Source organism: Mycolicibacterium sp. 624 (assembly GCF_040548615.1).
GTDB lineage: Bacteria > Actinomycetota > Actinomycetes > Mycobacteriales > Mycobacteriaceae > Mycobacterium.
The window spans coordinates 211,202-235,560 of sequence record NZ_JBEPRZ010000008.1 but is presented as its reverse complement, the minus strand read 5'-3'; the positions used below and the strand labels follow the sequence as shown (position 1 = coordinate 235,560).

Below are 24,359 nucleotides of genomic sequence, written 5' to 3'. Positions count from 1 at the left end.
CTGATCAGCGGAACTGGTCGGCGTTGGCGGCCGCCCACTGGGCCATCGACATCGCCGGTGTGCCCGTCAGCTGTTCGACCGCGTCATTGGCGACCTGTGGCTCGGAACCTGCACTGAACAGGTCGAAATACCACTGCACGCCGTCGCCCATGACGGGTCGCAACAACTCCTCGGCCTCGGTGCGGCTGCAGTGCTGCACCGTCACCGGCACGCCGATGCCCACGCCGATCTGTACGGCGATCTGGGCGCGGCTCAGCGCCTTCGGGCCGGTGAGGTCATACATCCTCGACAGGTGAGGGTCCTGCGGCCCGGTGAGCAGGTGCGCGGCCACCCGGGCGATATCGTCCATCGAGACCGGTGCCTCGACGGCGTCCGGATACGGCTCGGCCACGGTCTGCGTGGTCCGGATCTGATCGGCCCACATCGCGAAGTTCTCGCAGAATTCGCCGGGCCCCAGTTGCGTGTGGGGTAACCCCGATGCCGTCACGGCGTCGGCGTGCTCAGACCAGTGTGCGCCGCCCGACAACGCCACGACGTACTGCACGCCGGCTTCCTTCATCAGTGCCAGCGTGGCCGTCAGGGTCTCCGTGTAGGGAGCCAGGTAGACGCGCTCGACACCGTCCAGCGCCGCCCGCAGGGAATCTGGTCTGCCCAGGTAGCCGGTGATCGCAGTCACAGAATCGGGCAGCTGGGCCTTGGTCGGGTTGGCGGTGAGTGCGCGGATGTCCTTGGCGCCCAGCGTGATCAGATGATCCACCACGCGCCTGCCGATGTTTCCTGTTGCCCCGGTCACCAGAATCGTCATGACACCAAGCTAGTGAGACCCTCCGACAATGAGACGATGGAGCACATGCGTGCGGTGCTCTGGGACATGGATGGCACGTTGGTGGACTCCGAGAAACTGTGGGATCTCGCGTTGCAGGAGTTGTACCGGCGCAGGGGAGCGGTGCTGTCGGCGGAGGTGCGCGAGAGCACGGTCGGCGGTTCGGCGGACGATGTGATGGCGATCGTCTACGCGGACCTGGGTCTGGCGCCCGATGCCGAGTCGGTCACGCGCGAAATCGACTGGCTGCACGTTTACACCGGTGAACTCTTCGAGGCTGGGCTGCCCTGGCAGCCCGGGGCCAGGGAACTGCTCGACGCGCTGACCGCTGAGGGCGTTCCGATGGCATTGGTCACCAATACCCGCCGTGACCTCACCGAGCAGGCGCTCAAGAGCATTGGGCGGCACTACTTCTCCGTCACGGTCTGCGGTGACGAAGTGGCGCGGGGAAAGCCCGCGCCAGACGCCTATCTGCGCGCGGCGGAGCTGATGGGGTTCGATGCCCTCGACTGTGTCGCGATCGAGGACTCGGTGGCCGGAACCACGGCGGCCGAAGTCGCCGGGTGCGCGGTCGTGGTGGTACCCAATGACATCGAGGTCCCCGCCAGCCCTCGGCGCAGGCACATCAGCTCGCTTCTCGATGTGTCGGTCGACGATCTGCGGGCCGTGCACGCCGACCTGGACCGTCGCCCGGCATAGCCTCCACATCGCGACACGGGATATGCCCCTGTCGCCGCCTCGACTGTGCCATCGTGGTGTGACTCCCATCACGGGATGATGCTGCGAGAAGGGGCGGGCACATGGCTGGTCAGGGTCCTCCGGTTGACGACTCGTCGTCGGCCATCACCGATGAGAACTTCGCGTCCGGGCACACGGCCATCCGGATCGCCTCGGTCGCGGCGCTGGGCGGCCTGCTGTTCGGCTACGACAGTGCCGTCATCAACGGTGCGGTCGACTCGATTCAGGAGGACTTCGGGATCGGCAACGCCGAGCTGGGCTTCGCCGTGGCATCGGCACTTCTCGGAGCTGCCGCGGGTGCCATGACTGCGGGCCGCATCGCGGACAGGATCGGCCGCATCTCGGTGATGAAGATCGCCGCTGTGCTCTTCCTGATCAGCGCTTTCGGCACGGGATTCGCCCATGACGTGTGGACCGTCGTGCTGTTCCGGATTGTCGGCGGTATCGGCGTCGGCGTGGCGTCGGTGATCGCACCCGCCTACATCGCCGAGACCTCGCCACCGAGCATTCGTGGCCGGCTCGGGTCGCTGCAGCAGCTCGCCATCGTATCGGGCATCTTCCTGTCATTCGTCGTCAACTGGCTGCTCCAATGGGCGGCGGGTGGCCCCAACGAACCGCTGTGGCTGGGGCTGGACGCCTGGCGCTGGATGTTCCTGGCGATGGCGGTGCCTGCGGTCCTGTACGGCGGACTGGCGTTCACCATTCCCGAGTCACCGCGGTATCTCGTTGCCAGTCACAAGATTCCGGAAGCCCGCCGGGTGCTCACCATGCTGCTCGGACAGAAGAACCTGGAAATCACCATCACCCGAATCCGGGAGACGCTGGAGCGTGAGGACAAGCCGTCCTTGCGGGACCTGCGAAAGCCGACGGGCGGCATCTACGGCATCGTCTGGGTTGGCCTCGGGCTGTCGATATTCCAGCAGTTCGTCGGTATCAACGTCATCTTCTACTACTCCAACGTGCTGTGGCAGGCGGTGGGATTCAGTGCCGACGAGTCGGCCATCTACACCGTGATCACGTCGGTGATCAACGTGCTGACCACGCTGATCGCGATCGCGTTGATCGACAAGATCGGTCGCAAGCCGCTCCTGCTGATCGGCTCGACCGGCATGGCGGTGACCCTGATCACGATGTCCATCATCTTCGCCAACGCCACCGTGGGTCCCGATGGCAATCCCAGCCTTCCCGGCGCGTCCGGGGTCATCGCACTGATCGCGGCGAACCTCTTCGTGGTCGCGTTCGGCATGTCCTGGGGCCCGGTGGTGTGGGTGCTGTTGGGCGAGATGTTCCCCAACCGCATCCGCGCTGCGGCGCTGGGCATCGCCGCGGCAGGTCAGTGGGCGGCCAACTGGCTGATCACGGTGACGTTCCCGGGCCTGCGCGAGTACCTCGGTCTGGCCTACGGCTTCTACGGCCTCTGTGCCATCCTGTCCGGCGTGTTCGTGTGGCGGTGGGTGATGGAGACAAAGGGCGTGACCCTGGAGGACATGCACGGCGAGATCCTCGGCAAGGACAAACCGAGGGCCAACATCTGACTCTGGAGGGCCATAAGCCCCCCCGCGGGCCATATCCATTCGCTGACGGTGCCCACGACGTGAAACAATCGCGACTCGTGAAGACCTTCGACACCCTGTTCGCCGAACTCACCGAGCGAGCGCGCACCCGGCCCGCGGGCAGCGGCACGGTCGCCGCGCTTGACGGCGGCGTCCACGGCCTGGGCAAGAAGATCATCGAGGAGGCCGGCGAGGTGTGGCTGGCCGCCGAACACGAGGGCGATGAGGCCCTCGCCGAGGAGATCAGCCAGCTCCTCTACTGGACGCAGGTTCTGATGGTCGCCCGTGGGCTGACCCTCGACGACGTCTACGCCAAGCTATGAACGACATGTTGCGCGTTGCGGTCCCCAACAAGGGTGCGCTGAGCGAGGCGGCCGCCGAGATCCTGTCCGAGGCCGGATACCGCCGCCGCCGGGACCCGAAGGACCTGACGGTTGTCGATCCCGTCAACAACGTCGAGTTCTTCTTCCTGCGTCCCAAGGACATCGCGATCTACGTCGGTTCCGGCGAGTTGGATCTGGGCATCACCGGCCGCGATCTGGCCGCGGACTCCGCCGCCCCGGTCAGCGAGCGGCTGGCGCTGGGATTCGGCAATTCCACCTTCCGCTATGCCGGGCCTGTCGGTCGGGACTGGACGGTGGCGGATCTCGCCGGAAAGCGCATCGCCACGGCCTTCCCGAATCTGGTCCGGAACAATCTCGCGGACAACGGCATCGAAGCCACGGTGATTCGGCTCGACGGTGCCGTGGAGATCTCCGTGCAGCTGGGGGTGGCTGACGTGATCGCCGATGTGGTCGGCTCGGGCCGCACGTTGGGCCTGCACGATCTGGTGGCCTTCGGTGAGCCGCTGTGCGATTCAGAGGCCGTCCTCATCGAGCGGGTCGACGCCGACCCGGCCCACGCCGCCGCGCGCGAGCAGCTCACCAAGCGAGTGCAGGGCGTCGTGTTCGGGCAGCAGTACCTGATGTTGGACTACGACTGCCCGCGTTCTGTCCTGGATCGCGCGACCGCCGTCACGCCCGGTCTTGAGTCACCCACGATCGCGCCGCTGGCCGACGAGGCGTGGGTGGCCGTGCGCGCCCTGGTGCCGCGGCGTGACGTCAACGCCATCATGGACGAGATCGCGGCGATCGGAGCCAAGGCAATATTGGCCTCCGACATCCGGTTTTGTCGCTTTTGATCTGTTAGCGTCCAGCCATGACGCAAGTGCTCGTGCTGCTTCTGGCTCTGTTGATCGGTGTCGTCGCGGGCCTCCGGGCACTGACGCCGCCCGCGGTCGTCGCCTGGGGCGCGGCTCTGAATTGGCTTCCCGTGGACGGTACCTGGGCGCAGTGGGTGGGCCATCCCATCACGGTCACGGTCCTGACCATCCTTCTGGTGGTGGAACTGGTCACCGATCAGTTGCCGTCCACACCGCCCCGCACGGTGACCCCGCAGTTTGCGGCGCGCATCCTGACCGGCGCCTTCGCAGGAGCCGTCATCGGGGCGGGGTTTCACTACACGTTCAGTTCGATCGGTGCCGGTGTCATCGGCGCCGTCCTCGGCACCCTCGGCGGCTATCAGGCGCGCCGCCGTCTGGTCGAGGCCAACGGCGGGCGTGACCTTCCGGTCGCCCTGACCGAGGACGTCATCGCCGTGCTGGGTGGCCTCGCCGTCGTGGCACTCGTCTCGACGCTCTGATACCGCCGTGCCTCGCGAGTTCGACGCCATCATCGTCGGCGCCGGCCAGGCGGGTCCGCCACTGGCCGGCCGGCTGACCGAGGCCGGGCAGACTGTCGCCGTCATCGAGCGCAAACTCGTTGGGGGCACATGCGTCAACTACGGCTGCATTCCCACCAAGACGCTGGTGGCCAGCGCGCACGCCGCCCACGTCGCCCGTCGCGGCGCGGACTTCGGGATCGCCACCGGCGATGTCACAGTCGATATGGCGCGGGTCAAGGCCCGCAAGGACCAGATCATGCTCGGTGACCGTCACGGCGTGGAGTCGTGGCTGGAGGGCATGACGGGTTGCACCCTCATCCGCGGCCACGCCCGATTCGAGGGCCCGCACACCATCCGGGTCGACGACGAGGTGCTGACGGCCAGCCAGATCTTCCTCAACGTCGGTGGCCGCGCGACGGTGCCCGACATTCCGGGGCTGGCCGATATCGACTACCTCACCAACGTCGGAATCCTCGACCTCGACGAACTGCCATCCCATCTCGTTGTGGTCGGTGGCAGTTACATCGCACTCGAGTTCGCCCAGATGTACCGCAGATTCGGGGCGAGGGTCAGCGTCGTGGAGCGGGGCCCGCGGCTCACCGCCCGTGAGGACGAGGACGTGTCGGCCGCCATCAAGGACATCCTCGAGGCCGAGGGCATCGACGTCCATCTCGACGCGACCGCCATGCGGATCGTCAAGCACGACAGTGATTCTGGGGGATTTGACCTGTACCCCCGCGACGGTGCCGATCCGATCAGCGGTACGCACCTACTGGTCGCGACGGGGCGGCGGCCCAACACCGACGATCTCGGCCTGTCTGTTGCGGGAGTGGCGCTGGACGCGCGCGGCTACATCGCGACCGACGATCAGTTGCGCACCAACGTCGAGGGCATCTGGGCGATGGGGGACTGCAACGGCAAGGGCGCCTTCACTCACACGTCATACAACGACTTCGAGATCGTTGCGGCCAACCTGCTCGATGACGATCCGCGCCGGGTGAGCGATCGGATCACCACCTACGCCCTCTACATCGATCCGCCGTTGGGTCGGGCGGGTATGTCGGTCGCCGAGGTGCGAGCCTCGGGGCGAAGGGCATTGGTCGGCAAGCGCCCGATGACGCGCGTCGGTCGCGCCGTCGAGAAGGGTGAGACGCAGGGATTCATGAAGGTGCTCGTCGACGCCGAGACCGAGGAGATCCTCGGTGCGGCAATCCTCGGGGTGGGCGGTGACGAGGTGGTGCAGGACATCCTGGACGTGATGACCGCGAAGCTTCCCTACACCGCCATCTCGCGGACCATGCACATCCACCCGACGGTCAGTGAGCTGGTGCCGACCATGCTTCAGGAGTTGTCGCCGTTGAGTTAGGCGGCGCCACAGTACGTCCCGTCATCATCTGGCGGGTCACCAGCGCCACCCTGCGGCCGAGGTGCTCGCACGTCGCGACGTCGGCGGGGTGCAGCTGATCGGGGCTCGCGTCGACGTCGGTCTGCGTCCCTGCGCCCAGCCAGAAGCCGAGCCGGTTCAGGTCGTGCTCGCTTCCCGAGCTGCTGTTCCACCCGGGTGGCAGACCCAGGTTCACCCAGTGCATGTGGTGCTGGGCGGCGAACACCGCCAACGAGATCAGCGCCGAGAGCTTGTCGCCGCTCTTGGCTCCCGAGTTGGTGAAGCCGGCCGCGATTTTGTCGCGCCACGTCCCGTTCATGCAACGGCGTCCGGTCTTCTCGGCGAAGGCCTGAAACGCCGCCGAGACGTTGCCCATGTAGGTGGCGCTGCCGAAGACGATCGCGTCGGCTGCGTCGAGGACGTCCCAGTCCGACTCGGCGATGGCGTCCACGGCGATCACCGCCACCCGGGCGCCACCGGACTCCGCGCCCGCGGCCACCGCGTCCGCGAGCACCGTGGTGTGGCCGAAGCCGGAGTGATGGCAGACGGCGATGCTGGGCTGGAGGGTATTGGGGTTCTCGGGGGCGGTCACGGTGTCTCCTTGAGGTGGGCCAGCGGTGAGACGCCGGCGATGTCGCGATAGCGGTCGACCCAGTTGGGCAGTGGCACCCCGGCGAGATGGGCCTCGAGCCGGTCGAGGTAGGCCTGCGTGCCCGGCTGGAATCCCGAGGCATTGGGCACTCCGAGTCCGCGGTGGGTGAAACGCAGCAGTGTTGCGTCGCCGTCGGCTTCCAGCTCGTAGCGCACGACCCCGGGCTCGACGATCGGCTGATGCCACTCGTGCTCGAAAACCCGTGGGGGATCCCACACCAGGATTCGGCCAGTCATGCGCTTCTGGTCGGGCGACAGTGGGGGACCCGAGGCCACCGTCTCGATGGCGCCGCCCCGGCGGGGGTCGATGGACGTCTTGCCCATCCAGCGGTCCCGGTGCGCCGGCTCGGTGATCGCCGACCACACCGTCTCAATCGGGTAGGGGAGTCTGCGCTCGAAGTGCAGCACGGCGCGATCGCCATCGACGGTCAGGCGTCCCTCGCGCGCGTTCACTCGGAGTCTCCGAACGTGGCATCGAGGTGGTGTTCCAGGGCATCCAGATGGTCCGCCCAGTACCGGCGGTGCCGGTCGATCCACTGGTCCATCTCGGACAGCCCGTCGGCGCGCAACGCGTAGATGCGCCGCTGGGCGTCGGGGCGCACCTCGACGAGCCCGACCTCGCGGAGCACGCGCAGGTGTCGCGACACTGTGGGTTGGGTGAGTCCGGGCAGCATCTCGACCAGTTCGCCTGCGGTGTGCTGGCGTTCGGTCAGTGCGTCGAGGAGTGCGCGCCGACTCGGGTCGGCCACGGCTTCAAAGACGTCCACACCCCTAATATGGCACTACATCTATATAGATGCAAGCGAATATTAAGTGGAGGTGGCACGGATCATGCGGAGTTGGCCGATCTCGGCGACGTTCTTCGTGAGTTCGACGGTGCACCACGCCACCGTGTGGCCGACTGTGCGATCGGCGTTGTCCGGCCACGGGCATGCCGAGGGTGCGAGCAGGTCGTCGGCGGTCAGTCCGACGAGCATGGTCCGCCACTGCGCCGACAACTCACGCAGTTCTGCCACCACCGCGGCACCGGATCCCGGCCACAGCACGGACTCTCGGTCCTGGGGTGTCCGACGCTGCAGGTGATCGAGTGTCACCGACCAGTACCACTGGATCTGCCAGGTGAGCCAGGCGATGTTCGGCACAGGGATGGGGTCGGGTTCGGTATCGGCCCAGTCGGGCCGCCAGTCGCCGGCCGCGTCCGGCCGCACGGTCCAGGTCAACGGCGTTGGCGCCCAGAGGAAGTCGTCCTCGGTCAGCGCGGTGAGATGCAGATCGGCAAGTGCCCACACCAGGTCGAACTGGTCGAGCAGGACTTCCGGTGTCATCGACGCTGGACCAGCAGCGCCTGAGCGGAGGTGCCGATGAAGCCGCGCCGGTCGAAGATCTCGGCGGTGGTCACACCGATGCCGTCGGGACCGATCGACCCCCTGGCGCGCAGTCCGAAGTCACCACCGATCGGTGCGCGGTGGAGGTGAACGGTGGTGTCGGTGTTCATGAACAGGAACTCATTCGGGTCGATCGCGGCACCGACGCCATTGGCCGAGTCGACCACCATTGCCAGCCGCTGCAGATCGGTGAGCGGTTCGTCGTCAACGAGGGGGATGAGCGGACTCATCCACACCACCGGGGCGTCGCCGTCGGTATCGGCCTGCTTGCGCCAACTGACCGTCTCCAGGTAGCCGGGCGCGCCAGCCCAGGCGTGCGGGTTGGACAGCGCCTCGCCCTCCACCAGCGGCGAGTGCCTGTCGGTGGCGGCGTCGGCGGTATCGCTAGTGGCCAGTAGCCAGGCATGCAGTCGGGCCACCGCTCGGTCGGTGCCGTCTGCGCGGGTGGCAGTCATTTCCGCGGCCATCAGGGAGATACGCGAACCGGGGCGCTCCACCCAGGCTCGAACCTTGACGGGCGCAACGGGAATGGCGCCGAGGATGTCCATGGTGAGGCGGCCGACGCGCAGCCCCGACCCTGCGGAGAGTTCCTCGACGGCCTTCGTCATCAGGGCAAGCGGCGGCGATCCGTGCTGGATGGTCTCGTCCCAGTTGCTTGCCGTGCCCTGCGTCGACTCGAAGGACTGGGCATCGCCATCGGCGGGGAGCCGGTGGTAGTAGTGAGCGATCACGCGGCGGGCTCCGTCACCTCGGGCCATCCCGGATAGGGCGGTGGGGTGCCACCGAACACGGGACAGTGTTGGTGGTGCGCGCACCAGTCGCACAGCCGGGACGGGTTCGGCCGGAAATCGCCTGTCACGCCTGCAGTTTGGATCGCGCTCCACATCGCCATCAAGGTCTTCTCAAACCGCAGCAGCTCGTCGAGATCCGGTGTGTAGTCCAGTACCTGGCCGTCGGCCAGGTACAGCAGGCGCAGCCGGGCGGGCAGTACATCGCGCGACCGCAGCAGTGCGACGGCATAGAACTTCATCTGGAACATCGCCTTGGCCTCAGCGAGTTCGCGCGCCGCCGACGGTGCCCGGCCCGTCTTGTAGTCGACGACGCGGAGCTCACCGGTGGGGGCCACGTCGATCCTGTCGACAAAGCCGCGCAGCAGGGTTCCGTCGGACAGCTCGACCTCAACGCGTTGCTCGCAGCTCTGCGGATCGAATCGCGTCGGATCCTCCAGCCGGTAGTACCCCGACAGCAGCTGGCGGGCCTGTTCCAGAAGTTCGGCCCGCAGCTCCGGGGCGAACTCGGCGGCGAAGTCGGGCCGCTCACCGGCGACCCGGTCCCAGGCCGGGTCGACGAGCGTCATCGCGGTCGCTGGTCCGCGGTCGGCGGCGGGCAGTGAGTAGAGCTGTTCGAGGGCGGCATGCACCACCGAACCTCGGACCTGGGCCGTCGAGGCGGGCTCGGGCAGCCGATCGATCGCGCGGAACCTGTACAGCAGGGGACACTGCTTGAAGTCGCTGGCGCGCGACGGTGACAGCGCCGGGCGCCGTACTGGCGCGGCCGGTTCGACACTCATGGGATCAGCCTATGGCGCACGTATGACAGCCCCGGGCTCCGGGTCCGGGGCGTCTGCTGGCAGGCTGACCCGATGTGAAGCGCACCGGTCCGTTCGTTGTCGGCGATCGAGTACAACTGACCGACGCCAAGGGGCGGCATTACACGATGGTGCTCGCCCCGGGCGAGGAATTCCACACGCACCGGGGTGCCATCACGCACGACTCGGTGATCGGTGAGCCCGAGGGCAGCGTGGTCAAGTCGACGAACGGCGACCGCTTCCTGGTGTTGCGCCCCCTGCTGATGGACTACGTGCTGTCGATGCCGCGCGGTGCGCAGGTCATCTATCCCAAGGACGCCGCGCAGATCGTGCACGAGGGCGACATGTTCCCGGGTGCCAACGTGCTCGAGGCCGGGGCGGGCTCGGGGGCGCTGACGTGTTCGCTGCTGCGGGCGGTCGGCCCGACGGGCACGGTCACGTCCTACGAGGTGCGCGACGATCACGCCCCGACGGCGGTGCGCAACGTCGAAACATTCTTCGGTGAGCATCCGCCCAACTGGAACCTGCACGTCGCCGATGTTGCCGACTACGACGGCCCGCAGGTGGACCGAGCCGTGCTCGACATGCTGGCCCCCTGGGAGGTCCTGGACGCCGTCAGCAAGGCACTGATCCCCGGTGGCGTGCTGATCGTCTACGTCGCGACGGTGACGCAGCTGTCGAAGACCGTCGAGGCGCTGCGCGAGCAGCAGTGCTGGACCGAGCCGCGTTCGTGGGAGAGCCTGCAGCGGGGCTGGGACGTGGTGGGGCTGGCGGTGCGGCCGCAGCACTCCATGCGCGGACACACCGCATTCCTGATCAGCGCGCGCAAGCTGGCACCGGGTGCAGTGACGCCGACACCGCTGCGGCGCAAGCGCACCATCTAGTCCTCGTCGCTGCTGCGGCAGCTGCCTAATCGTCGCTGCTGCGACGGAAACCCCGCCGGACCGACAACAGCTCCAGCTCGGGCCGAGCGGCGACGAGTCGTTCGGCCGCGTCGAGCACATCGACCACGTGGCCCCGCTCGGCGGCGACCACGGCGACGCCGATCCCGGCCCGCCTGTGCAGGTCCAGATCGCCGGTCTCGGCCGCCGTGACCGCACACCTGCGGCGCAGTTCGGCGAGCACCGGACGCACGACTGAGCGCTTCTCCTTCAGCGAGTGCACGTCACCGAGGAGTAGGTCGAACTCTAGCCAGCCGATCCACACCGCGATGTCAGCCCGTGGGTGTCGGGCTCGGGCTGGCGGCGCTGACGAGTGGCAGCAGTTGGTCGGCGCTGCGCCGGGTCAGCTGCCAGCCGTCGCGCAGGGGACTGAACTGCATGGGGTAGCTGAAAGGCCTGGCGGCCGGGGCGCTCGACCCGATGGTGACATTGGCGGTGACGTCAGCGGGCTGTCCCGCCCATGCCAGGTCGGTCGCCGTGACGGACAGCGGGGCGAACCCGTTGGCGGCGAGTGCCTCGCCGAAGTTCTTCAGCGCGGGCTCGTCGTCGACGGTGCCGTACTGCAGCAGCCCCACCTTCTGCTCAACGGGAATCGATGGGTCGGCGAGCCGGTAGACGACGTCGGCCAGCACTTCCGGGGCGGGCAGGGGCGCCACGGGCGGTGCCACCTCGGTGGTGCTGGTGGGTGGTGGCCCTGGCTGGGCAGTGCGTGCGTCGCCGCCGCACCCGGACAGCCCGAACGCCGCCACCAAGGTGACGGCGCTCAGGACTCGCGCGGGGGTGCGGCGCACCAGCGTCGAATTAGCCGACCGACGACAGGAGTGCGAGTGCGGATGCCTTCGAGACCTGCCAGCCGGTGGGGCTGGGGCCTGCGACGAAGGTCATGGGCTGCGTTGCGGTGGCGCCGGTGGCGGCCGTGGCGGTGACGTTCGCGGTGGCGAGCGGCCCGTTCTGGTCAACGTCGGAGACCACGAAGGACAGCGGGAAGTAACCCTCGGCCTGCTTCTGCCTGAACTTGCGGTCAGCGCCGACGGTCTCGATGCGGCCGAGGCCACCCTCGATGTAGACCTGCTTGCCGGAGAACGAACCGGGGCCGGCCAGACCGCTGAGCGTCTGAACCAGGGGTGCCTGAAGGTCGGGTGCGGGGGCCTGCGGAAGCGGAATGTCCCAGACGACGGGTTGGATGGCCGGTGCCTGCGACGGCGCGCCCGATGCAATCGACGTCACACCACCCGCTGCAGCGGCTACCACAGCAACTCCGGCAGCTGTGGTCACGAAGCCGGTAACGAGGGTTTTCAGGGTCACGGCGGTCCTTTCGATCGGCCCATCTGAACTCAAAGGCTAACAGTGATATGGGTGTGTCGAATTCCTACACCGCACACAAAGACTGAATCGCCGGTAGCGTTGAAGGTGTTACTGCACCAACTTTCGGTGCGGGGAGGAGCGCAATATGAGTGAGTCAGAGCGTTCTGAAGGCCTCGGAACTCCCACATCAAGCAACGGCATGTCAAGTGACGACGCTGCCGAACTGGAAGAACTTCGGCGCGAGGCCGCGATCCTGCGTGAGCAGATCGCGGATGTCGCCGGCGCTTCGGGGGGTGTGCGCAGCGGCCGGGACATCCACCAGCTGGAGGCCCGGATCGACTCGCTCGCAGCGCGGAACGCCAAGCTGATGGACACCCTCAAGGAGGCCAGGCAGCAGTTGCTGGCGCTGCGCGAGGAAGTCGATCGGCTCGGCCAGCCCCCGAGCGGCTACGGCGTCTTGCTCACAGCGCACCCCGATGACACCGTCGACGTGTTCACCTCGGGTCGCAAGATGCGCCTGACCTGCTCACCGAACATTGAGGTCGAAACGCTCAAGCAGGGCCAGACCGTTCGCCTGAACGAGGCGTTGACGGTCGTCGAGGCCGGTAACTTCGAGTCGGTCGGTGAGATCAGCACGCTGCGTGAGGTGCTTGATGACGGCCACCGTGCCCTCGTGGTCGGCCACGCCGATGAGGAGCGCATCGTGTGGCTCGCCGAGCCGTTGGTCGCCGCCGGGCTTCTCCCCGACGCCGTCCCGGACGGTGAACTGGATGACGACCTGCGGCCCCGCAAGCTGCGGCCGGGCGACTCACTGTTGGTGGACACCAAGGCGGGTTACGCGTTCGAGCGCATCCCCAAGGCCGAGGTCGAGGATCTGGTCCTCGAGGAGGTCCCCGACGTCAGCTACGGCGACATCGGCGGCCTGACCCGACAGATCGAGCAGATCCGCGACGCCGTGGAGCTGCCGTTCCTGCACAAGGACCTCTACCGCGAGTACTCGCTGCGGCCGCCCAAGGGCGTGCTGCTGTACGGCCCGCCCGGATGCGGCAAGACCCTCATCGCCAAGGCCGTCGCCAACTCGCTGGCCAAGAAGATGGCCGAGCTGCGCGGCGAGGACTCCCGCGAGGCGAAGTCGTACTTCCTCAACATCAAGGGCCCGGAGCTGCTCAACAAGTTCGTCGGCGAGACTGAGCGGCACATCCGCCTGATCTTCCAGCGGGCGAGGGAGAAGGCGTCCGAGGGCACCCCGGTGATCGTGTTCTTCGACGAGATGGACTCGATCTTCCGGACCCGAGGCACAGGTGTCAGCTCCGATGTCGAGACCACCGTCGTCCCGCAGCTGCTGTCGGAGATCGACGGAGTCGAGGGCTTGGAGAACGTCATCGTCATCGGCGCCTCCAACCGTGAGGACATGATCGATCCGGCGATCCTGCGGCCCGGCCGCTTGGACGTCAAGATCAAGATCGAGCGCCCGGACGCCGAGGCCGCGCAGGACATCTTCTCCAAGTACCTGACCGAGAACCTGCCGGTCAACGAGGACGATCTCGCCGAGTTTGGCGGTGACCGTGCGCTGACGATCAAGACGATGATCGAGAAGATCGTCGAACGGATGTACGCCGAGATCGACGACAACCGGTTCCTGGAGGTCACCTATGCCAACGGTGACAAGGAAGTCATGTACTTCAAGGACTTCAACTCCGGTGCCATGATCCAGAACGTCGTCGACCGCGCCAAGAAGTACGCGATCAAGTCGGTCCTCGAGTCGGGTCAGCACGGCCTGCGAATCCAGCACCTGCTGGACTCGATAGTCGATGAGTTCGCTGAGAACGAGGATCTGCCCAACACCACCAATCCCGATGACTGGGCCCGGATCTCGGGCAAGAAGGGTGAGCGGATCGTCTACATCCGCACGCTCGTCACGGGCAAGAGCTCGAGCGCCAGCCGGGCTATCGACACCGAGTCGAACCTGGGGCAGTACCTGTAGAGCCACCCGAAACCGAACAGCGACCAGGCCAACAGCGCATAGCTGTTGGCCTGATTGCTGTGTCCGGGGTGCACGGCATGGGAATAGCGACCATCTGACCGCGGTTCCAATGCGAATGCATGGCGAGGGAGAATTGTGAAGTCGGTTGTCTACACGCGTACGGGTGGACCGGAGGTACTGCAGCTGGTGGATCGCCAAGTGCCCGAGGTGCCACCCGGCCATGTGCGGGTCCGCGTCGTGGTCTCGGGCGTCAATCCGACCGATTGGCGGTGGCGTTCCGGACAGTCGTCCGCACTGAGATTCGCCGAGCAGGTGCCTCACCAAGACGGCGCCGGGGTCGTGGACGAAGTTGCCGACGACGTCACCGAACTTCGGGCCGGTGATCGAGTATGGCTGTGGGAGACGGCATTTGGACGACCGACGGGTACGGCTCAAGAGTTCGTCGTCATTCCGGCCCGACATGCTGTGCCGTTGCCGCCGAATGCGAGCTTCGAACTGGGTGCCGCGCTCGGAATTCCAGCATTGACTGCGCACCGGATGCTGACGGTCGGGCCGGAGGCCCCGAACCGGCTCGCGCCGGGGGCGCTGAGCGGCACATCTGTACTGGTTCACGGTGGTGCGGGCGCGGTCGGTAATGCGGCGGTGCAGTTGGCGGTGTGGGCTGGCGCCACGGTCATCGCCACCGTGAGCAACGCGCGAAAAGAGGAGTTGGCGCGCCATGCCGGTGCACAGCACGTCGTGAACTATCGCCAGGACAACGTCGCGGAGCGTGTTCTGTCGGTGGCACCGGAAGGCGTGGCGATCATCGCGGAAGTGGACCTCGCTGCCAATCTGAGCACTGACATCGCGGCAATCGCCACGAACGGCGTTATCAGTCTTTGCACTTACGGCAGTGGAGAGTTGCTCCCGATTCCATCAGCTCCGCTGCTGGCCAAGAGTGTGTCGTTGTGCTGTGTCTACACCTATCACACGCCGCGCCAGGCAAAGCTGAACGCGATTGCCGACGTCAATCAGGCCGTCGCCGACGGCGGCTTTCGAGTGGGTGACGTCCATGGGCTGCCGCTCGTCCACTACCCCCTCCATCAAGTGGCAGAGGCGCATGCCGCCGTTGAACAGGGTGCGGTGGTGGGCAAGGTGGTCATTGATGTCGGGGCTGGCGAGTGAGGTCATGTCCGGGGTCGGGCTCGCACTCCATCTCCAGATAGGCGTCCCGGCCAGCGAGGCTCACCGCCACGTCGGCGATCAGCGGCTCGAAGAACCGCTGCCGGTACAGCGGGTCGACGCTGGTGCTGACAGTGAAGTACAGGCCGGACAGCACGGCCACGAACAGTGACGTGTGCACGATGGTCTGCGGGATCGGGATGTGGATGCCGAACCACGTTCCGGCACAAGGTGGTTGACCGACCGCGCAGGTCTCCTCCGAGGACCACAGCACGGCCACGTCGTCGGGGATCGCGATGACGCCCAGTGCGAGAAAGAACGCGAAGAGCCCCGCGGTGAAGAACGCCACCTGGATGGCCTGCGACACCACCATCACGGCCACGACGTTGAACTGCTCGGCTCGCGACAGCGGGGTCCGCGCCGGGTCGTGGTCGATGCCGTCGGCCAGTGGAGTCCCCGCCAGCAGCTCCCGGGGATCGCGCGGCCCGGCCCTATCGTCGCGCAGCGCACGTACCTCGTCGCGGATCGTGGCGATGACGAACAGCAGGGCGACCAGGGCCAGGAAACCGATGACCTGCCAGAGCCTTTGGCGCGTCATCCGTGCCGCGAGCTGCCAGAGTTCGCCGGTGAAGAAGACCACCACGGTCAGCATGAGAAGGGGCAGCGCCCGGCTCATGAGTGTGCCCAGTGCGCCCAGTTGCACCCATGCGAACCGGAAGGCCCAACCGGCGATCGATCCGAACCCCAAGTAGGTCAACCAGATCGCCAGCAGCGTGATGGCGACGAAGATCGGCGCTTCGGCGGCCGCCGCGCTGGACCACCCGCTCACCGTGATGGGCATGACGATCACGAAGATGGCGATGACGAGCGCGGCGGCGCTGCGCCTGCCCGCCTCGCCGAGTCTGGTCCCCGTCCTGTGCAACAGATGAAGCGCGAACGGGGCGGCCAGCAGGGCCGCGCCGATGACGCCCAGCCGCAGCGCGTATCCGTAGTCGGGGCCCTCGCTGGTGAGTTCGGCCAGGAGCATCGTCGTGGCGGTCAGCGCGCCGACACCGCTGACCATCGGTGCGGAGCGCTTGATCAGGTCGCGTGAGCGCACCCGGCGGGTGAGCACCAGTGGCAGGCCGCGATGGAGGAACCACTCGTGCACCTGCTGCATGTCGGACACGGCTGACATTGTGATGGACTGGTGCCACTATGGCGAGGGGACTGACGTCGAACTGGGGTGTGTCGGCCCGATCGGCGTTCGTCGCGGCCACCGTGGTGTTCATCGCATTGGCCATCTCGGGCGCGGGTCTGGTTCTCGTCCAGTACGAGGCGATGCTGTTCGGTGTCGACAGCAAGGCGGCCGCCCGGGTGGCGGCCGTGGCCGAGGACGTGCGGTCGGGTGGGCCCGCTGCGGTCGATGCGGTGCTGTTGGACACCGACGAATCCATCGTCGCCATCCAGGTGATCGATGCCGAGGGGACCGTCGTCCTGCGCTCGGCGTCGGCACCGACCACCGCCCTCATTCCGATCGAGGACGTCGGCACCGGTCTGCGGATCGGGATTCGCGGTCGCTCAGCCCCCTACGGCAGCATCCGCTTCAGCGCGCAGACGCTCGACGGCCCAGATGGGCGATACACGATTCTCGTGGGCGAGGGCAGCGCCGCGGTCACCGCGACGGTGCGCAACATCGCCATCGCGCTGGCCGTCGCGGCACCTATCGTCATCGGGGTGGCGGGCCTCGCCACCTACCTGCTGGTCCGGCGCTCAATGCGCTCGGTCGACGAGATCCGTTCCCGCGTCGCCGAAATCACCACCTCGGATCTGTCCGGCCGGGTGCCGGTACCCGCAAGCCGGGACGAGATCGCCGCCCTTGCCGTGACGATGAACGAGATGCTCGCACGCATCGAGTCGGGTCACGCTGCGCAGCAACGCTTCGTCGGAGACGCGTCCCACGAACTTCGGAGTCCGTTGACGTCCATCATCTCCGCACTCGAGGTCGCCGCCGCCCATCCCGAGGTCTTCGACGCCACTCTCGCGGCGGGAACCCTGATTCCGGAGGCGCAGCGGATGAAGGCGCTGATTGATGATCTCCTACTACTCGCCCGTGCCGACGAGCGTGGCCTGTCCGTGGCACTCGACGACGTCGACCTCGATGACCTCACGGCCGCCGAGGTCGAGCAGTTGCGCCGCACCTCGTCGCTGGAGGTTCGTGCCGACCTCGCCCCCGCCCGGATGAGGGGCGATGCCGCAGCGCTGTCGAGGGTGTTGCGCAACCTGCTTGACAATGCGGCAAGACACGCAGCGTCACGGATCGACGTCGAGGTCGTGCCGGGCGATGGAGAGGTCGTGGTCAGGGTTGCCGACGACGGCCCCGGAATCCCGCTCGCCGAGCGGGTTCGCGTGTTCGATCGCTTCGTGAGGCTCGATTCGGATCGGTCGCGCAGCGCAGGCGGGACAGGCCTCGGGCTGGCCATCGTTCGGGAGATCGTCATGGCCCACGGCGGCACCGTGGCGATCGAGTCCGGGCATCTTCCCGGCACGGTGGTCAGGCTTCAGTTGCCCTTGGCACCGCTACCGGACACCAGGCGATAGCCCACACCCCGCACGGTCTCAATGGTGCTGGTGCCGAAGGGCGCATCGATCTTGCGGCGCACGTAGCCGATGTACACCTCGACGACGTTATCGGCGCCCTCATAGTGCGCGTCCCAGACGTTCTGCAGGATCTCGGTCTTCGTCACCACGGTGTCCTTGTTGCGGATCAAGAACTCGAGTAGGCCGTACTCGCGGGGTGTCAGGGAGATCTGCGTCGCATCGCGTTGCACCATGCGCCGGGACGGATCCAACGTCAGCGTGCCTGCCGTGAGCACAGCGGGCGGGTGCGGCGCCGAACGCCGAACGAGCGCGCGCAGCCGGGCCACCAGGACGATGAACGAGAACGGTTTGGTCATGTAGTCGTCGGCGCCAAGGTCGAACGCGTCGGTCTGGTCGTACTCGCCGTCCTTGGCGGTCAGCATCAGCACAGGTGTCCAGACGTCGCGGCTGCGCATCCGACGGAGCACCTCGTAGCCGTTGAGACCGGGCAGCATGATGTCGAGCACGATGGCGTCGAACTCGTCCTCGACCGCATGCCACAGGCCGTCGACTCCGTTGGACGCCTCGACCACAACACAACCCTCGGCGCGGAGGCCGATGGCCAGGGTCGAGGCGAGCAGTGGCTCGTCTTCGACTACTAGGACTTTCATTGCGTGGTTGATTCTTCCATCGAGGGATGTCGTCAGGTCCGGTGGGAGCGCGTGACGTACGCGCGGTATCGACCCCGCGCGAGCAGAACCACTCGGACGTCGTCGACCAGGGGGTCGAGGAACCGGGAACGATACTCGCCGTCGCCCACCGAGCGGGCGCTGATGTACATGAAGGTCAGCGCGCCCAGGAACATCGCCACGTGGATGAGAGCCTGGGGGATGGGCAGCATCATGCCGAGCCAGGTGCCCTGCGGGTCGCCGTCCACCGTCAAGCGTGTCAGCAGTTGAGGCGTCAGCGCCACCATGCCCATGATGAGGAAGATGACCGAGGTGACCAGTGCCACGACAGCGATCTGAACGAACTGGGACACCGCGACGACGAACGTCACATTGGCGCGTTCGCCGCGTGACAGCGGAATGGTGAGGTGATCGCCGTTGTCGGGGTCGGGCATCGAGCCAAATGGCGTGTCCTGAAGTTGCTTGATGTCCTCGTCGCGCACGACGGCGGATGTCAACGTCGGGCGCACTCGCTCCACGACTCCGGTGAACAGGAATGCCCCGGCGATGGCAAGCATGAACCCGATGAGCAGCCACATCCTGCCGCGGCTGATCGTGGTGGCCATGGACCACACGGGGCCGTTGAAGAACACCAGGACCGTCAACAGCAGCACCGGCAGGGCCCGAGTGAACAACACTCCCACCGACTTCAGATGCGCCAGTGTCAACCGAATCGACCAGCCCACCACGGATCCGATCCCCAGACCGATGACGGCGAGGACCAGCACCACCGCGACCGCGGTGGACACCAGGTCTCCAAGGATGGATAGGGGCTCGCTCGACACGACATCCACAAGGGCGCACACGATCAACGACACCGCCACGATCAGGCGTCGCCCGCGTTGGCTGACCACTCGCGATGCCAGCATCGCCGCTCCGAGGGCCACCGGTGCAACGCCAAGCAGAACCGTGAGGATCACCCACTCGGCCGGCGTCGGGTGGGCGTCGATGTTGATATCCCCGCCGCCGGAAGCCAGGGTGATGATCCGGATGGCCACGAAAACTGTTGTCAGCGCGACAAGTGCGGGCGCGCTGCGCCACCACAGGCGCCGCCAGCGGGCGCGCGGGGTGAGTACCGAGGGGAGGCCGTGGCGCAGGAACCACTGTTCGGCGGCGACGCGCTCGTCCACCTCGGCGGTGTTCGTCATGACGTCAGCCGGAATCCGCCACGGTTGCTTGCGGCGACGCCTTCCTTGAGCACCAGCAGAATGTTCGCGGCATCGCCAACAGAGTCGATGTCGGACAACGGGTTTCCGCGCACCACGACAAGATCGGCGATCTTGCCCGGCTCCACCGAACCCAGCGTCGCGTCCACCCCGCACAGCTGCGCCGAGGTCAAGGTGCCCGCCACGATCGCCTGCAGCGGTGTCAGCCCACCGAATTGCACCAGCAGCCCGAGCTCCTTGAGATTGGTTCCGTGCGCCGGGCTCAGGCCCGCATCGGTGCCGACGGCGATGCGGATGCCTGCCGCGGCCGAGGCGTGCACCGAATCATGGGCCATCGCATGCCATTTGGCGCTCTTGGCGGCGCCCTGCGGTGATGCGGTGACGGGCTGCATGGTCTCGAGCAGGGTCGGCACCAGGAACGTGCCCTGCTCGACCATCTGATGGCGCAGATCGTCGTCGAGCGCGTAGCCGTGCTCAATGCTGTGCACACCTGCCTCGACCGCCGCGCGGATCCCGGCATATCCGATGGCATGTGCGGCCACCGGTCGGCCGCCGTAGTTGCGTCCCTCCTCGACCACGGCCGAGATCGCCTCGCGGCGAAGGCCGAGCCACGTCGGGTCGTCGTTGGGTGAGGAGACACCGCCGCTTGTCGCGATCTTGATGACGTCGGCGCCGGCCCGGATGAGTTCTCGGGTCCGGGTCCGTGCCGCGTCGACGGTGTCCACGATCGATCCGCCGATCAGCGGGGTCAGGTCGATACCCGAGGGGAGGTGGAAGTCAGCGTGTCCCGAGGTCTGGCTGAGCATGTTGATGGCCACCAGCAGCCGGGGGCCCTCGATCAATCCGTCGGCGATCGCCTCACGGACGCCGGTGTCGACGCCCATCAGGTCGCGGGCGGTGGTCACCCCGTTGTGCAGTGTCGTGCGCAACCGCTCGATCAGTTGGAATTGGCCGTATGACGGCGGCTTGAGCGCCTTGTCGAGGGGTGGGCCGCCGGTGCCGGGGAGCCCGAAGTGGACGTGGCAGTCGAAGAAGCCCGGGCACACGGTGTTACCGCCGAGGTCGACGGCGTCGGCCGGTAGTTCGGCGGCCGGGTCTGCGGGCCCGGCTGACTGCACCCGTCCGTCAGTGATGACGATGACGGCGTCGGGTACTGCCGCCGCGCCGGTGCCGTCGATCAATGTGCAGTTGTGGAAAACCGTCGTCGCGCTCATTGGGGACTACTGCACCAAGTAACCACGCTGACCGCAACTACCTGGCGTCACCTAGGGTTGTCGGATGCAACGGATCATCGGAACCGAGGTCGAGTACGGGATTTCATCGCCGTCCGATCCGACCGCGAATCCGATCCTGACGTCGACGCAAGCCGTGCTCGCGTACGCCGCCGCCGCCGGGATCCAACGTGCCAAGCGCACCCGGTGGGACTACGAGGTGGAGTCACCACTGCGTGATGCGCGCGGATTCGACCTGAGCCGGTCGTCCGGCCCGCCGCCCATCGTGGACGCCGACGAGGTCGGCGCCGCGAACATGATCCTCACCAACGGCGCCCGCCTCTACGTGGATCACGCACATCCTGAGTACTCGGCGCCCGAGGTAACCGACCCGATGGACGCGGTGATCTGGGACAAGGCCGGTGAGCGCGTCATGGAGGCCGCTGCGCGTCACGTCGCGAGCGTGCCCGGCGCGGCCAAGCTGCAGCTGTACAAGAACAACGTCGACGGCAAGGGCGCCTCGTACGGCACGCACGAGAACTACCTGATGAGCCGGCAGACGCCGTTCTCCGCGGTGATCTCCGGGCTCACGCCGTTTCTGGTGTCACGCCAGGTCGTGACCGGCTCGGGCCGGGTCGGTATCGGGCCCTCGGGTGATGAACCCGGCTTCCAGCTGACCCAGCGCGCCGACTACATCGAGGTTGAGGTCGGCCTCGAGACCACGCTCAAGCGCGGCATCATCAACACGCGCGACGAGCCGCACGCCGACGCCGACAAGTACCGCAGGCTGCACGTCATCATCGGTGACGCCAACCTCGCCGAGACGTCGACATACCTCAAGGTCGGCACCACGTCGCTGGTTCTCGACCTGATCGAGGAGGGCCACCAGCACGGTCTGGACCTCTCCGATCTGGCCCTGGCCCGACCCGTTCACGCGGTGCACGTCGTCAGCCGCGACCCGACGCTGCGCGCCACGGTGGCTCTCGCCGACGGCCGGGAACTCACAGCACTTGCGTTGCAACGCATCTACCTGGACCGGGCGGCCAAACTCGTCGACGCGAAGGATCCGGATCCGCGCGCCACCCACGTCGTCGAGACGTGGGCGGAGATCCTCGACCTGCTCGAGCGTGACCCGATGGAGTGCGCGGAACTGCTGGACTGGCCGGCCAAGCTGCGTCTTCTCGAGGGCTTCCGCAGGCGCGAGAACCTGAGTTGGTCAGCCCCTCGACTGCATCTGGTGGACCTGCAGTACTCCGACGTCCGGCTGGACAAGGGTCTGTACAACCGTCTGGTGGCACGTGGATCGATGAAACGCCTGGTCACCGAGCAGCAGGTGCTGAGTGCGGTCGCCAACCCGCCCACCGACACGCGGGCGTACTTCCGAGGGGAGTGCCTGCGCCGGTTCGGTGCCGACATCGCCGCGGCCAGTTGGGACTCGGTGATCTTCGATCTCGGCGGCGACTCGCTGGTGCGGATCCCCACATTGGAGCCCCTGCGCGGAAGCAAGGCCCACGTCGGGGCGTTGCTCGATTCGGTGAACAGTGCCGCAGAACTTGTCGAGCAGCTCACGAACTGAGTCTGCCCAGGAAATCTCGACCTCGAACGGTAGTGTGAAGTGACCGGTGGACAGCTGTGGAGTCCGTCGATGAGATGCAGGAGGCAGCGATGGCTCAGGAGCAGACCAAGCGCGGCGGTGGCGGCGGCGAGGACGATGACGTCACCGACACGGCCGCAGGCCAGGAGCGTCGCGAGAAGCTGACCGAGGAGACCGACGATCTGCTGGACGAGATCGACGACGTCCTCGAGGAGAACGCCGAGGACTTCGTTCGCGCGTACGTCCAAAAGGGCGGACAGTGACCTGGCCGCATAGCGACAAGTCCTTCAACCCCCTTTCCCGAGTATCTGCCATGGACTCCTCGTCCTTCTCGGAGATGCTGCGCGTGCAGGCACCCCACCTGCTGCCCGCGGGCGGTTCGATGGGAGCCGATGGCGCCCAGATACCGACCAACGCGGCACCCACCAACGCGCTGCCGCACGGGACGACGATCGTCGCGCTCAAGTTCCCCGGCGGCGTCCTCATCGCGGGTGATCGACGGTCCACCCAGGGCAATATGATCGCCGGCCGCGACGTGCAGAAGGTCTACGTCACCGACGATTACACGGCCACGGGTATCGCGGGTACGGCGGCTATCGCCGTCGAGTTCGCGCGCCTCTACGCGGTGGAACTCGAGCACTACGAGAAGCTCGAGGGTGTTGCGCTGACGTTCGCGGGCAAGGTCAACCGGCTGGCGATCATGGTGCGCGGAAACCTTGGCGCGGCGATGCAGGGCTTCGTGGCGCTGCCGCTGCTGGTCGGTTACGACCTGGACGACGCCGACCGCGACGGCGCAGGCCGCATCGTGTCATTCGACGCAGCCGGTGGCTGGAACGTCGAGGAGGAGGGCTACCAGTCCGTCGGCTCCGGCTCGATCTTCGCCAAGTCCTCGATGAAGAAGCTGTACTCGCGTGTGACCGACGCCGAGTCCGCGCTGCGGGTCGCTGTTGAGGCGCTGTACGACGCCGCCGACGACGACTCGGCAACCGGCGGGCCCGACCTGGTCCGCGGTATCTATCCGACGGCCGTGGTGATCGAGGCCGAGGGGGCTCAGGAGATCGCCGAGGAGCGCATCGCCGGCATAGCTCGCGATGTCATCCAAAGCCGTTCGCGTGCCGACACCTTCGGCCCCGATGACGGTAAGGACAAGCTGTGAGCTTCCCCTACTTCATATCGCCCGAACAGGCGATGCGCGAGCGCAGCGAACTCGCGCGCAAGGGCATCTCGCGCGGTCGCAGCGTCGTTGCGCTGGCCTACTCCGGCGGTGTGCTCTTCGTCGCGGAGAACCCGTCGCGGTCACTGCAGAAGGTCAGCGAGCTGTACGACAGGGTGGGCTTCGCCGCCGTCGGCCGGTTCAACGAGTTCGACAATCTGCGCCGCGGCGGCATCCAGCTCGCCGACACGCAGGGCTACGCCTACTCCCGGCGCGACGTCACCGGCCGGCAGCTGGCCAATCGGTACGCGCAGGCGCTGGGCACGATCTTCACCGAGCAGGCCAAGCCGTACGAGGTCGAGTTGTGCGTTGCCGAGGTCGCGCACTTCGGCGAGACCAAGGCTCCTGAGCTGTATCGGATCACCTACGACGGGTCGATCGCCGACGAGCCGCACTTCGTCGCCATGGGCGGCACCACCGAGCCGATCATCACCGCGCTGAATGACACCTTCACCGAGAACGCGAGTCTGGGCGAGGCCGTCAAGATCGCCGTCGACGCGCTGTCGGCGGGCGCCGGGGGCAACGGCTCGGAGCCGCGTGTTCTCGGACCGAGCACGTTGGAGATCGCGGTGCTCGACGCCAACCGGCCACGTCGTGCCTTCCGTCGGATCACCGGAGCGGCGCTCGAAGCGCTGCTCCCGGAGCCGCCGGATACCCCGCCTGCCGAGTAGGCG

28 protein-coding genes are annotated in these 24,359 nt (G+C 67.0%); 14 read left to right on the top strand and 14 right to left on the bottom strand.

What is annotated here, in order from left to right; translation table 11 throughout:
- Positions 1-4: 4 nt before the first annotated feature.
- Entirely contained in the window at positions 5-805 is an 801-nt protein-coding gene (locus ABIA65_RS27815; protein WP_354525573.1) for an SDR family oxidoreductase, read from the bottom strand.
- Between the two features lie 45 nt (positions 806-850).
- On the opposite strand from ABIA65_RS27815, the gene ABIA65_RS27810 reads away from it, so the two are divergent.
- From ABIA65_RS27810 to ABIA65_RS27785, 6 genes are all read left to right on the top strand, one after another.
- The gene (locus ABIA65_RS27810) at positions 851-1,522 is read left to right on the top strand and encodes an HAD family hydrolase (protein ID WP_354525648.1); all 672 of its coding nucleotides are present in this window, start codon (positions 851-853) and stop codon (positions 1,520-1,522) included.
- A gap of 101 nt (positions 1,523-1,623) precedes the next feature.
- Entirely contained in the window at positions 1,624-3,096 is a 1,473-nt protein-coding gene (locus ABIA65_RS27805) for a sugar porter family MFS transporter (protein ID WP_241404798.1), read from the top strand.
- A gap of 59 nt (positions 3,097-3,155) precedes the next feature.
- Positions 3,156-3,437, top strand: a complete 282-nt coding sequence (locus tag ABIA65_RS27800) for a phosphoribosyl-ATP diphosphatase (RefSeq protein ID WP_354525572.1) — start codon at positions 3,156-3,158, stop codon at positions 3,435-3,437.
- A gap of 5 nt (positions 3,438-3,442) precedes the next feature.
- Complete coding sequence (gene hisG / locus ABIA65_RS27795) at positions 3,443-4,294, top strand: ATP phosphoribosyltransferase (protein ID WP_354525571.1); 852 nt, start codon at positions 3,443-3,445, stop codon at positions 4,292-4,294.
- A gap of 17 nt (positions 4,295-4,311) precedes the next feature.
- On the top strand, positions 4,312-4,794 hold the full coding sequence (locus ABIA65_RS27790) for a DUF4126 family protein (protein WP_241404800.1): 483 nt from the start codon (positions 4,312-4,314) through the stop codon (positions 4,792-4,794).
- Between the two features lie 7 nt (positions 4,795-4,801).
- Positions 4,802-6,181, top strand: a complete 1,380-nt coding sequence (locus ABIA65_RS27785; protein ID WP_354525570.1) for an FAD-containing oxidoreductase — start codon at positions 4,802-4,804, stop codon at positions 6,179-6,181.
- Here the strand turns inward: ABIA65_RS27785 and ABIA65_RS27780 are convergent.
- The 6 genes from ABIA65_RS27780 to ABIA65_RS27755 are packed head-to-tail and all read right to left on the bottom strand — an operon-like array spanning position 6,132 to position 9,805.
- Positions 6,132-6,791 carry a flavodoxin family protein gene (locus tag ABIA65_RS27780; RefSeq protein ID WP_354525569.1) on the bottom strand — a complete coding sequence of 220 codons (660 nt, stop codon included), beginning with the start codon at positions 6,789-6,791 and terminating at the stop codon, positions 6,132-6,134. The two genes, ABIA65_RS27785 and ABIA65_RS27780, sit on opposite strands and share 50 nt — an antisense overlap.
- Positions 6,788-7,303 carry an SRPBCC family protein gene (locus ABIA65_RS27775; RefSeq protein ID WP_354525568.1) on the bottom strand — a complete coding sequence of 172 codons (516 nt, stop codon included), beginning with the start codon at positions 7,301-7,303 and terminating at the stop codon, positions 6,788-6,790. Before ABIA65_RS27775 ends, ABIA65_RS27780 begins: the two co-directional genes overlap by 4 nt.
- Entirely contained in the window at positions 7,300-7,617 is a 318-nt protein-coding gene (locus tag ABIA65_RS27770) for an ArsR/SmtB family transcription factor (protein WP_241404804.1), read from the bottom strand. Before ABIA65_RS27770 ends, ABIA65_RS27775 begins: the two co-directional genes overlap by 4 nt.
- 42 nt (positions 7,618-7,659) lie before the next feature.
- Positions 7,660-8,175 (bottom strand): DinB family protein, encoded by a 516-nt coding sequence (locus tag ABIA65_RS27765; protein ID WP_241404805.1) that lies wholly within the window; start codon positions 8,173-8,175, stop codon positions 7,660-7,662.
- Entirely contained in the window at positions 8,172-8,966 is a 795-nt protein-coding gene (locus ABIA65_RS27760) for a thioesterase family protein (protein ID WP_354525567.1), read from the bottom strand. The genes ABIA65_RS27765 and ABIA65_RS27760 overlap by 4 nt, the downstream gene beginning before the upstream one ends.
- Positions 8,963-9,805, bottom strand: a complete 843-nt coding sequence (locus ABIA65_RS27755) for a RecB family exonuclease (protein ID WP_241404807.1) — start codon at positions 9,803-9,805, stop codon at positions 8,963-8,965. Before ABIA65_RS27755 ends, ABIA65_RS27760 begins: the two co-directional genes overlap by 4 nt.
- A 74-nt stretch (positions 9,806-9,879) precedes the next feature.
- Between ABIA65_RS27755 and ABIA65_RS27750 the strand changes: the two genes are divergently transcribed.
- Positions 9,880-10,707, top strand: a complete 828-nt coding sequence (locus ABIA65_RS27750; RefSeq protein ID WP_241404808.1) for a tRNA (adenine-N1)-methyltransferase — start codon at positions 9,880-9,882, stop codon at positions 10,705-10,707.
- 25 nt (positions 10,708-10,732) lie between these two features.
- Here ABIA65_RS27750 and ABIA65_RS27745 read toward each other — a convergent pair whose 3' ends face one another.
- From ABIA65_RS27745 to ABIA65_RS27735, 3 genes are read right to left on the bottom strand one after another with little or no spacing between them, the layout of a single operon-like run.
- Entirely contained in the window at positions 10,733-11,029 is a 297-nt protein-coding gene (locus tag ABIA65_RS27745; protein ID WP_241404809.1) for a DUF503 domain-containing protein, read from the bottom strand.
- Positions 11,030-11,036: 7 nt separating this feature from the next.
- Complete coding sequence (gene lppK / locus ABIA65_RS27740) at positions 11,037-11,555, bottom strand: lipoprotein LppK (protein WP_354525566.1); 519 nt, start codon at positions 11,553-11,555, stop codon at positions 11,037-11,039.
- A 10-nt stretch (positions 11,556-11,565) separates the two neighbouring features.
- Positions 11,566-12,069 carry an MTB12 family secreted protein gene (locus ABIA65_RS27735; RefSeq protein WP_241404811.1) on the bottom strand — a complete coding sequence of 168 codons (504 nt, stop codon included), beginning with the start codon at positions 12,067-12,069 and terminating at the stop codon, positions 11,566-11,568.
- A gap of 145 nt (positions 12,070-12,214) precedes the next feature.
- Here ABIA65_RS27735 and arc point away from each other — a divergent pair, with 145 nt between their 5' ends.
- A complete protein-coding gene (gene arc, locus ABIA65_RS27730) occupies positions 12,215-14,053 on the top strand; it encodes a proteasome ATPase (protein WP_241404812.1) in 1,839 nt (612 codons plus the stop codon).
- A 135-nt stretch (positions 14,054-14,188) separates the two neighbouring features.
- Entirely contained in the window at positions 14,189-15,217 is a 1,029-nt protein-coding gene (locus ABIA65_RS27725; RefSeq protein WP_354525565.1) for an NADPH:quinone reductase, read from the top strand.
- Here ABIA65_RS27725 and ABIA65_RS27720 read toward each other — a convergent pair.
- Positions 15,192-16,391, bottom strand: a complete 1,200-nt coding sequence (locus ABIA65_RS27720) for an energy-coupling factor transporter transmembrane component T family protein (RefSeq protein ID WP_241404814.1) — start codon at positions 16,389-16,391, stop codon at positions 15,192-15,194. The genes ABIA65_RS27725 and ABIA65_RS27720 overlap by 26 nt on opposite strands.
- A gap of 20 nt (positions 16,392-16,411) precedes the next feature.
- Between ABIA65_RS27720 and ABIA65_RS27715 the strand changes: the two genes are divergently transcribed.
- Positions 16,412-17,794, top strand: coding sequence for a HAMP domain-containing sensor histidine kinase (locus tag ABIA65_RS27715; protein ID WP_241404815.1), 1,383 nt, complete (start codon positions 16,412-16,414; stop codon positions 17,792-17,794).
- Here the strand turns inward: ABIA65_RS27715 and ABIA65_RS27710 are convergent.
- From ABIA65_RS27710 to ABIA65_RS27700, 3 genes are read right to left on the bottom strand one after another with little or no spacing between them, the layout of a single operon-like run.
- A complete protein-coding gene (locus ABIA65_RS27710) occupies positions 17,755-18,444 on the bottom strand; it encodes a response regulator transcription factor (protein ID WP_241404816.1) in 690 nt (229 codons plus the stop codon). The two genes, ABIA65_RS27715 and ABIA65_RS27710, sit on opposite strands and share 40 nt — an antisense overlap.
- Before the next feature lie 32 nt (positions 18,445-18,476).
- A complete protein-coding gene (locus ABIA65_RS27705) occupies positions 18,477-19,649 on the bottom strand; it encodes a hypothetical protein (protein WP_354525564.1) in 1,173 nt (390 codons plus the stop codon).
- Positions 19,646-20,881, bottom strand: coding sequence for a metal-dependent hydrolase family protein (locus tag ABIA65_RS27700; RefSeq protein WP_241404818.1), 1,236 nt, complete (start codon positions 20,879-20,881; stop codon positions 19,646-19,648). Before ABIA65_RS27700 ends, ABIA65_RS27705 begins: the two co-directional genes overlap by 4 nt.
- Before the next feature lie 64 nt (positions 20,882-20,945).
- Here ABIA65_RS27700 and dop point away from each other — a divergent pair, with 64 nt between their 5' ends.
- The 4 genes from dop to prcA all read left to right on the top strand — a co-directional run bounded on the left by dop (position 20,946) and on the right by prcA (position 24,356).
- A complete protein-coding gene (dop, locus tag ABIA65_RS27695) occupies positions 20,946-22,454 on the top strand; it encodes a depupylase/deamidase Dop (protein WP_354525563.1) in 1,509 nt (502 codons plus the stop codon).
- An 89-nt stretch (positions 22,455-22,543) separates the two neighbouring features.
- Positions 22,544-22,735, top strand: a complete 192-nt coding sequence (locus tag ABIA65_RS27690) for a ubiquitin-like protein Pup (protein WP_241405612.1) — start codon at positions 22,544-22,546, stop codon at positions 22,733-22,735.
- Entirely contained in the window at positions 22,732-23,628 is an 897-nt protein-coding gene (gene prcB / locus ABIA65_RS27685; RefSeq protein ID WP_241404820.1) for a proteasome subunit beta, read from the top strand. The genes ABIA65_RS27690 and prcB overlap by 4 nt, the downstream gene beginning before the upstream one ends.
- Positions 23,625-24,356 carry a proteasome subunit alpha gene (gene prcA, locus ABIA65_RS27680; protein WP_354525562.1) on the top strand — a complete coding sequence of 244 codons (732 nt, stop codon included), beginning with the start codon at positions 23,625-23,627 and terminating at the stop codon, positions 24,354-24,356. Before prcB ends, prcA begins: the two co-directional genes overlap by 4 nt.
- Positions 24,357-24,359: the final 3 nt, after the last annotated feature.

What these genes read in the sequence shown, in the direction of transcription:
- ABIA65_RS27765 (WP_241404805.1), bottom strand. Translation starts at nt 8,175, where the DNA reads ATGACACCGGAAGTCCTGCTCGACCAGTTCGACCTGGTGTGGGCACTT.
- ABIA65_RS27805 (WP_241404798.1), top strand. Translation starts at nt 1,624, where the DNA reads ATGGCTGGTCAGGGTCCTCCGGTTGACGACTCGTCGTCGGCCATCACC.
- ABIA65_RS27700 (WP_241404818.1), bottom strand. Translation starts at nt 20,881, where the DNA reads ATGAGCGCGACGACGGTTTTCCACAACTGCACATTGATCGACGGCACC.
- ABIA65_RS27810 (WP_354525648.1), top strand. Translation starts at nt 851, where the DNA reads ATGCGTGCGGTGCTCTGGGACATGGATGGCACGTTGGTGGACTCCGAG.
- ABIA65_RS27815 (WP_354525573.1), bottom strand. Translation starts at nt 805, where the DNA reads ATGACGATTCTGGTGACCGGGGCAACAGGAAACATCGGCAGGCGCGTG.
- ABIA65_RS27705 (WP_354525564.1), bottom strand. Translation starts at nt 19,649, where the DNA reads ATGACGAACACCGCCGAGGTGGACGAGCGCGTCGCCGCCGAACAGTGG.
- hisG (WP_354525571.1), top strand. Translation starts at nt 3,443, where the DNA reads ATGTTGCGCGTTGCGGTCCCCAACAAGGGTGCGCTGAGCGAGGCGGCC.
- ABIA65_RS27715 (WP_241404815.1), top strand. Translation starts at nt 16,412, where the DNA reads ATGGCGAGGGGACTGACGTCGAACTGGGGTGTGTCGGCCCGATCGGCG.
- ABIA65_RS27790 (WP_241404800.1), top strand. Translation starts at nt 4,312, where the DNA reads ATGACGCAAGTGCTCGTGCTGCTTCTGGCTCTGTTGATCGGTGTCGTC.
- ABIA65_RS27755 (WP_241404807.1), bottom strand. Translation starts at nt 9,805, where the DNA reads ATGAGTGTCGAACCGGCCGCGCCAGTACGGCGCCCGGCGCTGTCACCG.
- arc (WP_241404812.1), top strand. Translation starts at nt 12,215, where the DNA reads ATGAGTGAGTCAGAGCGTTCTGAAGGCCTCGGAACTCCCACATCAAGC.
- ABIA65_RS27710 (WP_241404816.1), bottom strand. Translation starts at nt 18,444, where the DNA reads ATGAAAGTCCTAGTAGTCGAAGACGAGCCACTGCTCGCCTCGACCCTG.
- ABIA65_RS27720 (WP_241404814.1), bottom strand. Translation starts at nt 16,391, where the DNA reads ATGTCAGCCGTGTCCGACATGCAGCAGGTGCACGAGTGGTTCCTCCAT.
- dop (WP_354525563.1), top strand. Translation starts at nt 20,946, where the DNA reads ATGCAACGGATCATCGGAACCGAGGTCGAGTACGGGATTTCATCGCCG.
- ABIA65_RS27690 (WP_241405612.1), top strand. Translation starts at nt 22,544, where the DNA reads ATGGCTCAGGAGCAGACCAAGCGCGGCGGTGGCGGCGGCGAGGACGAT.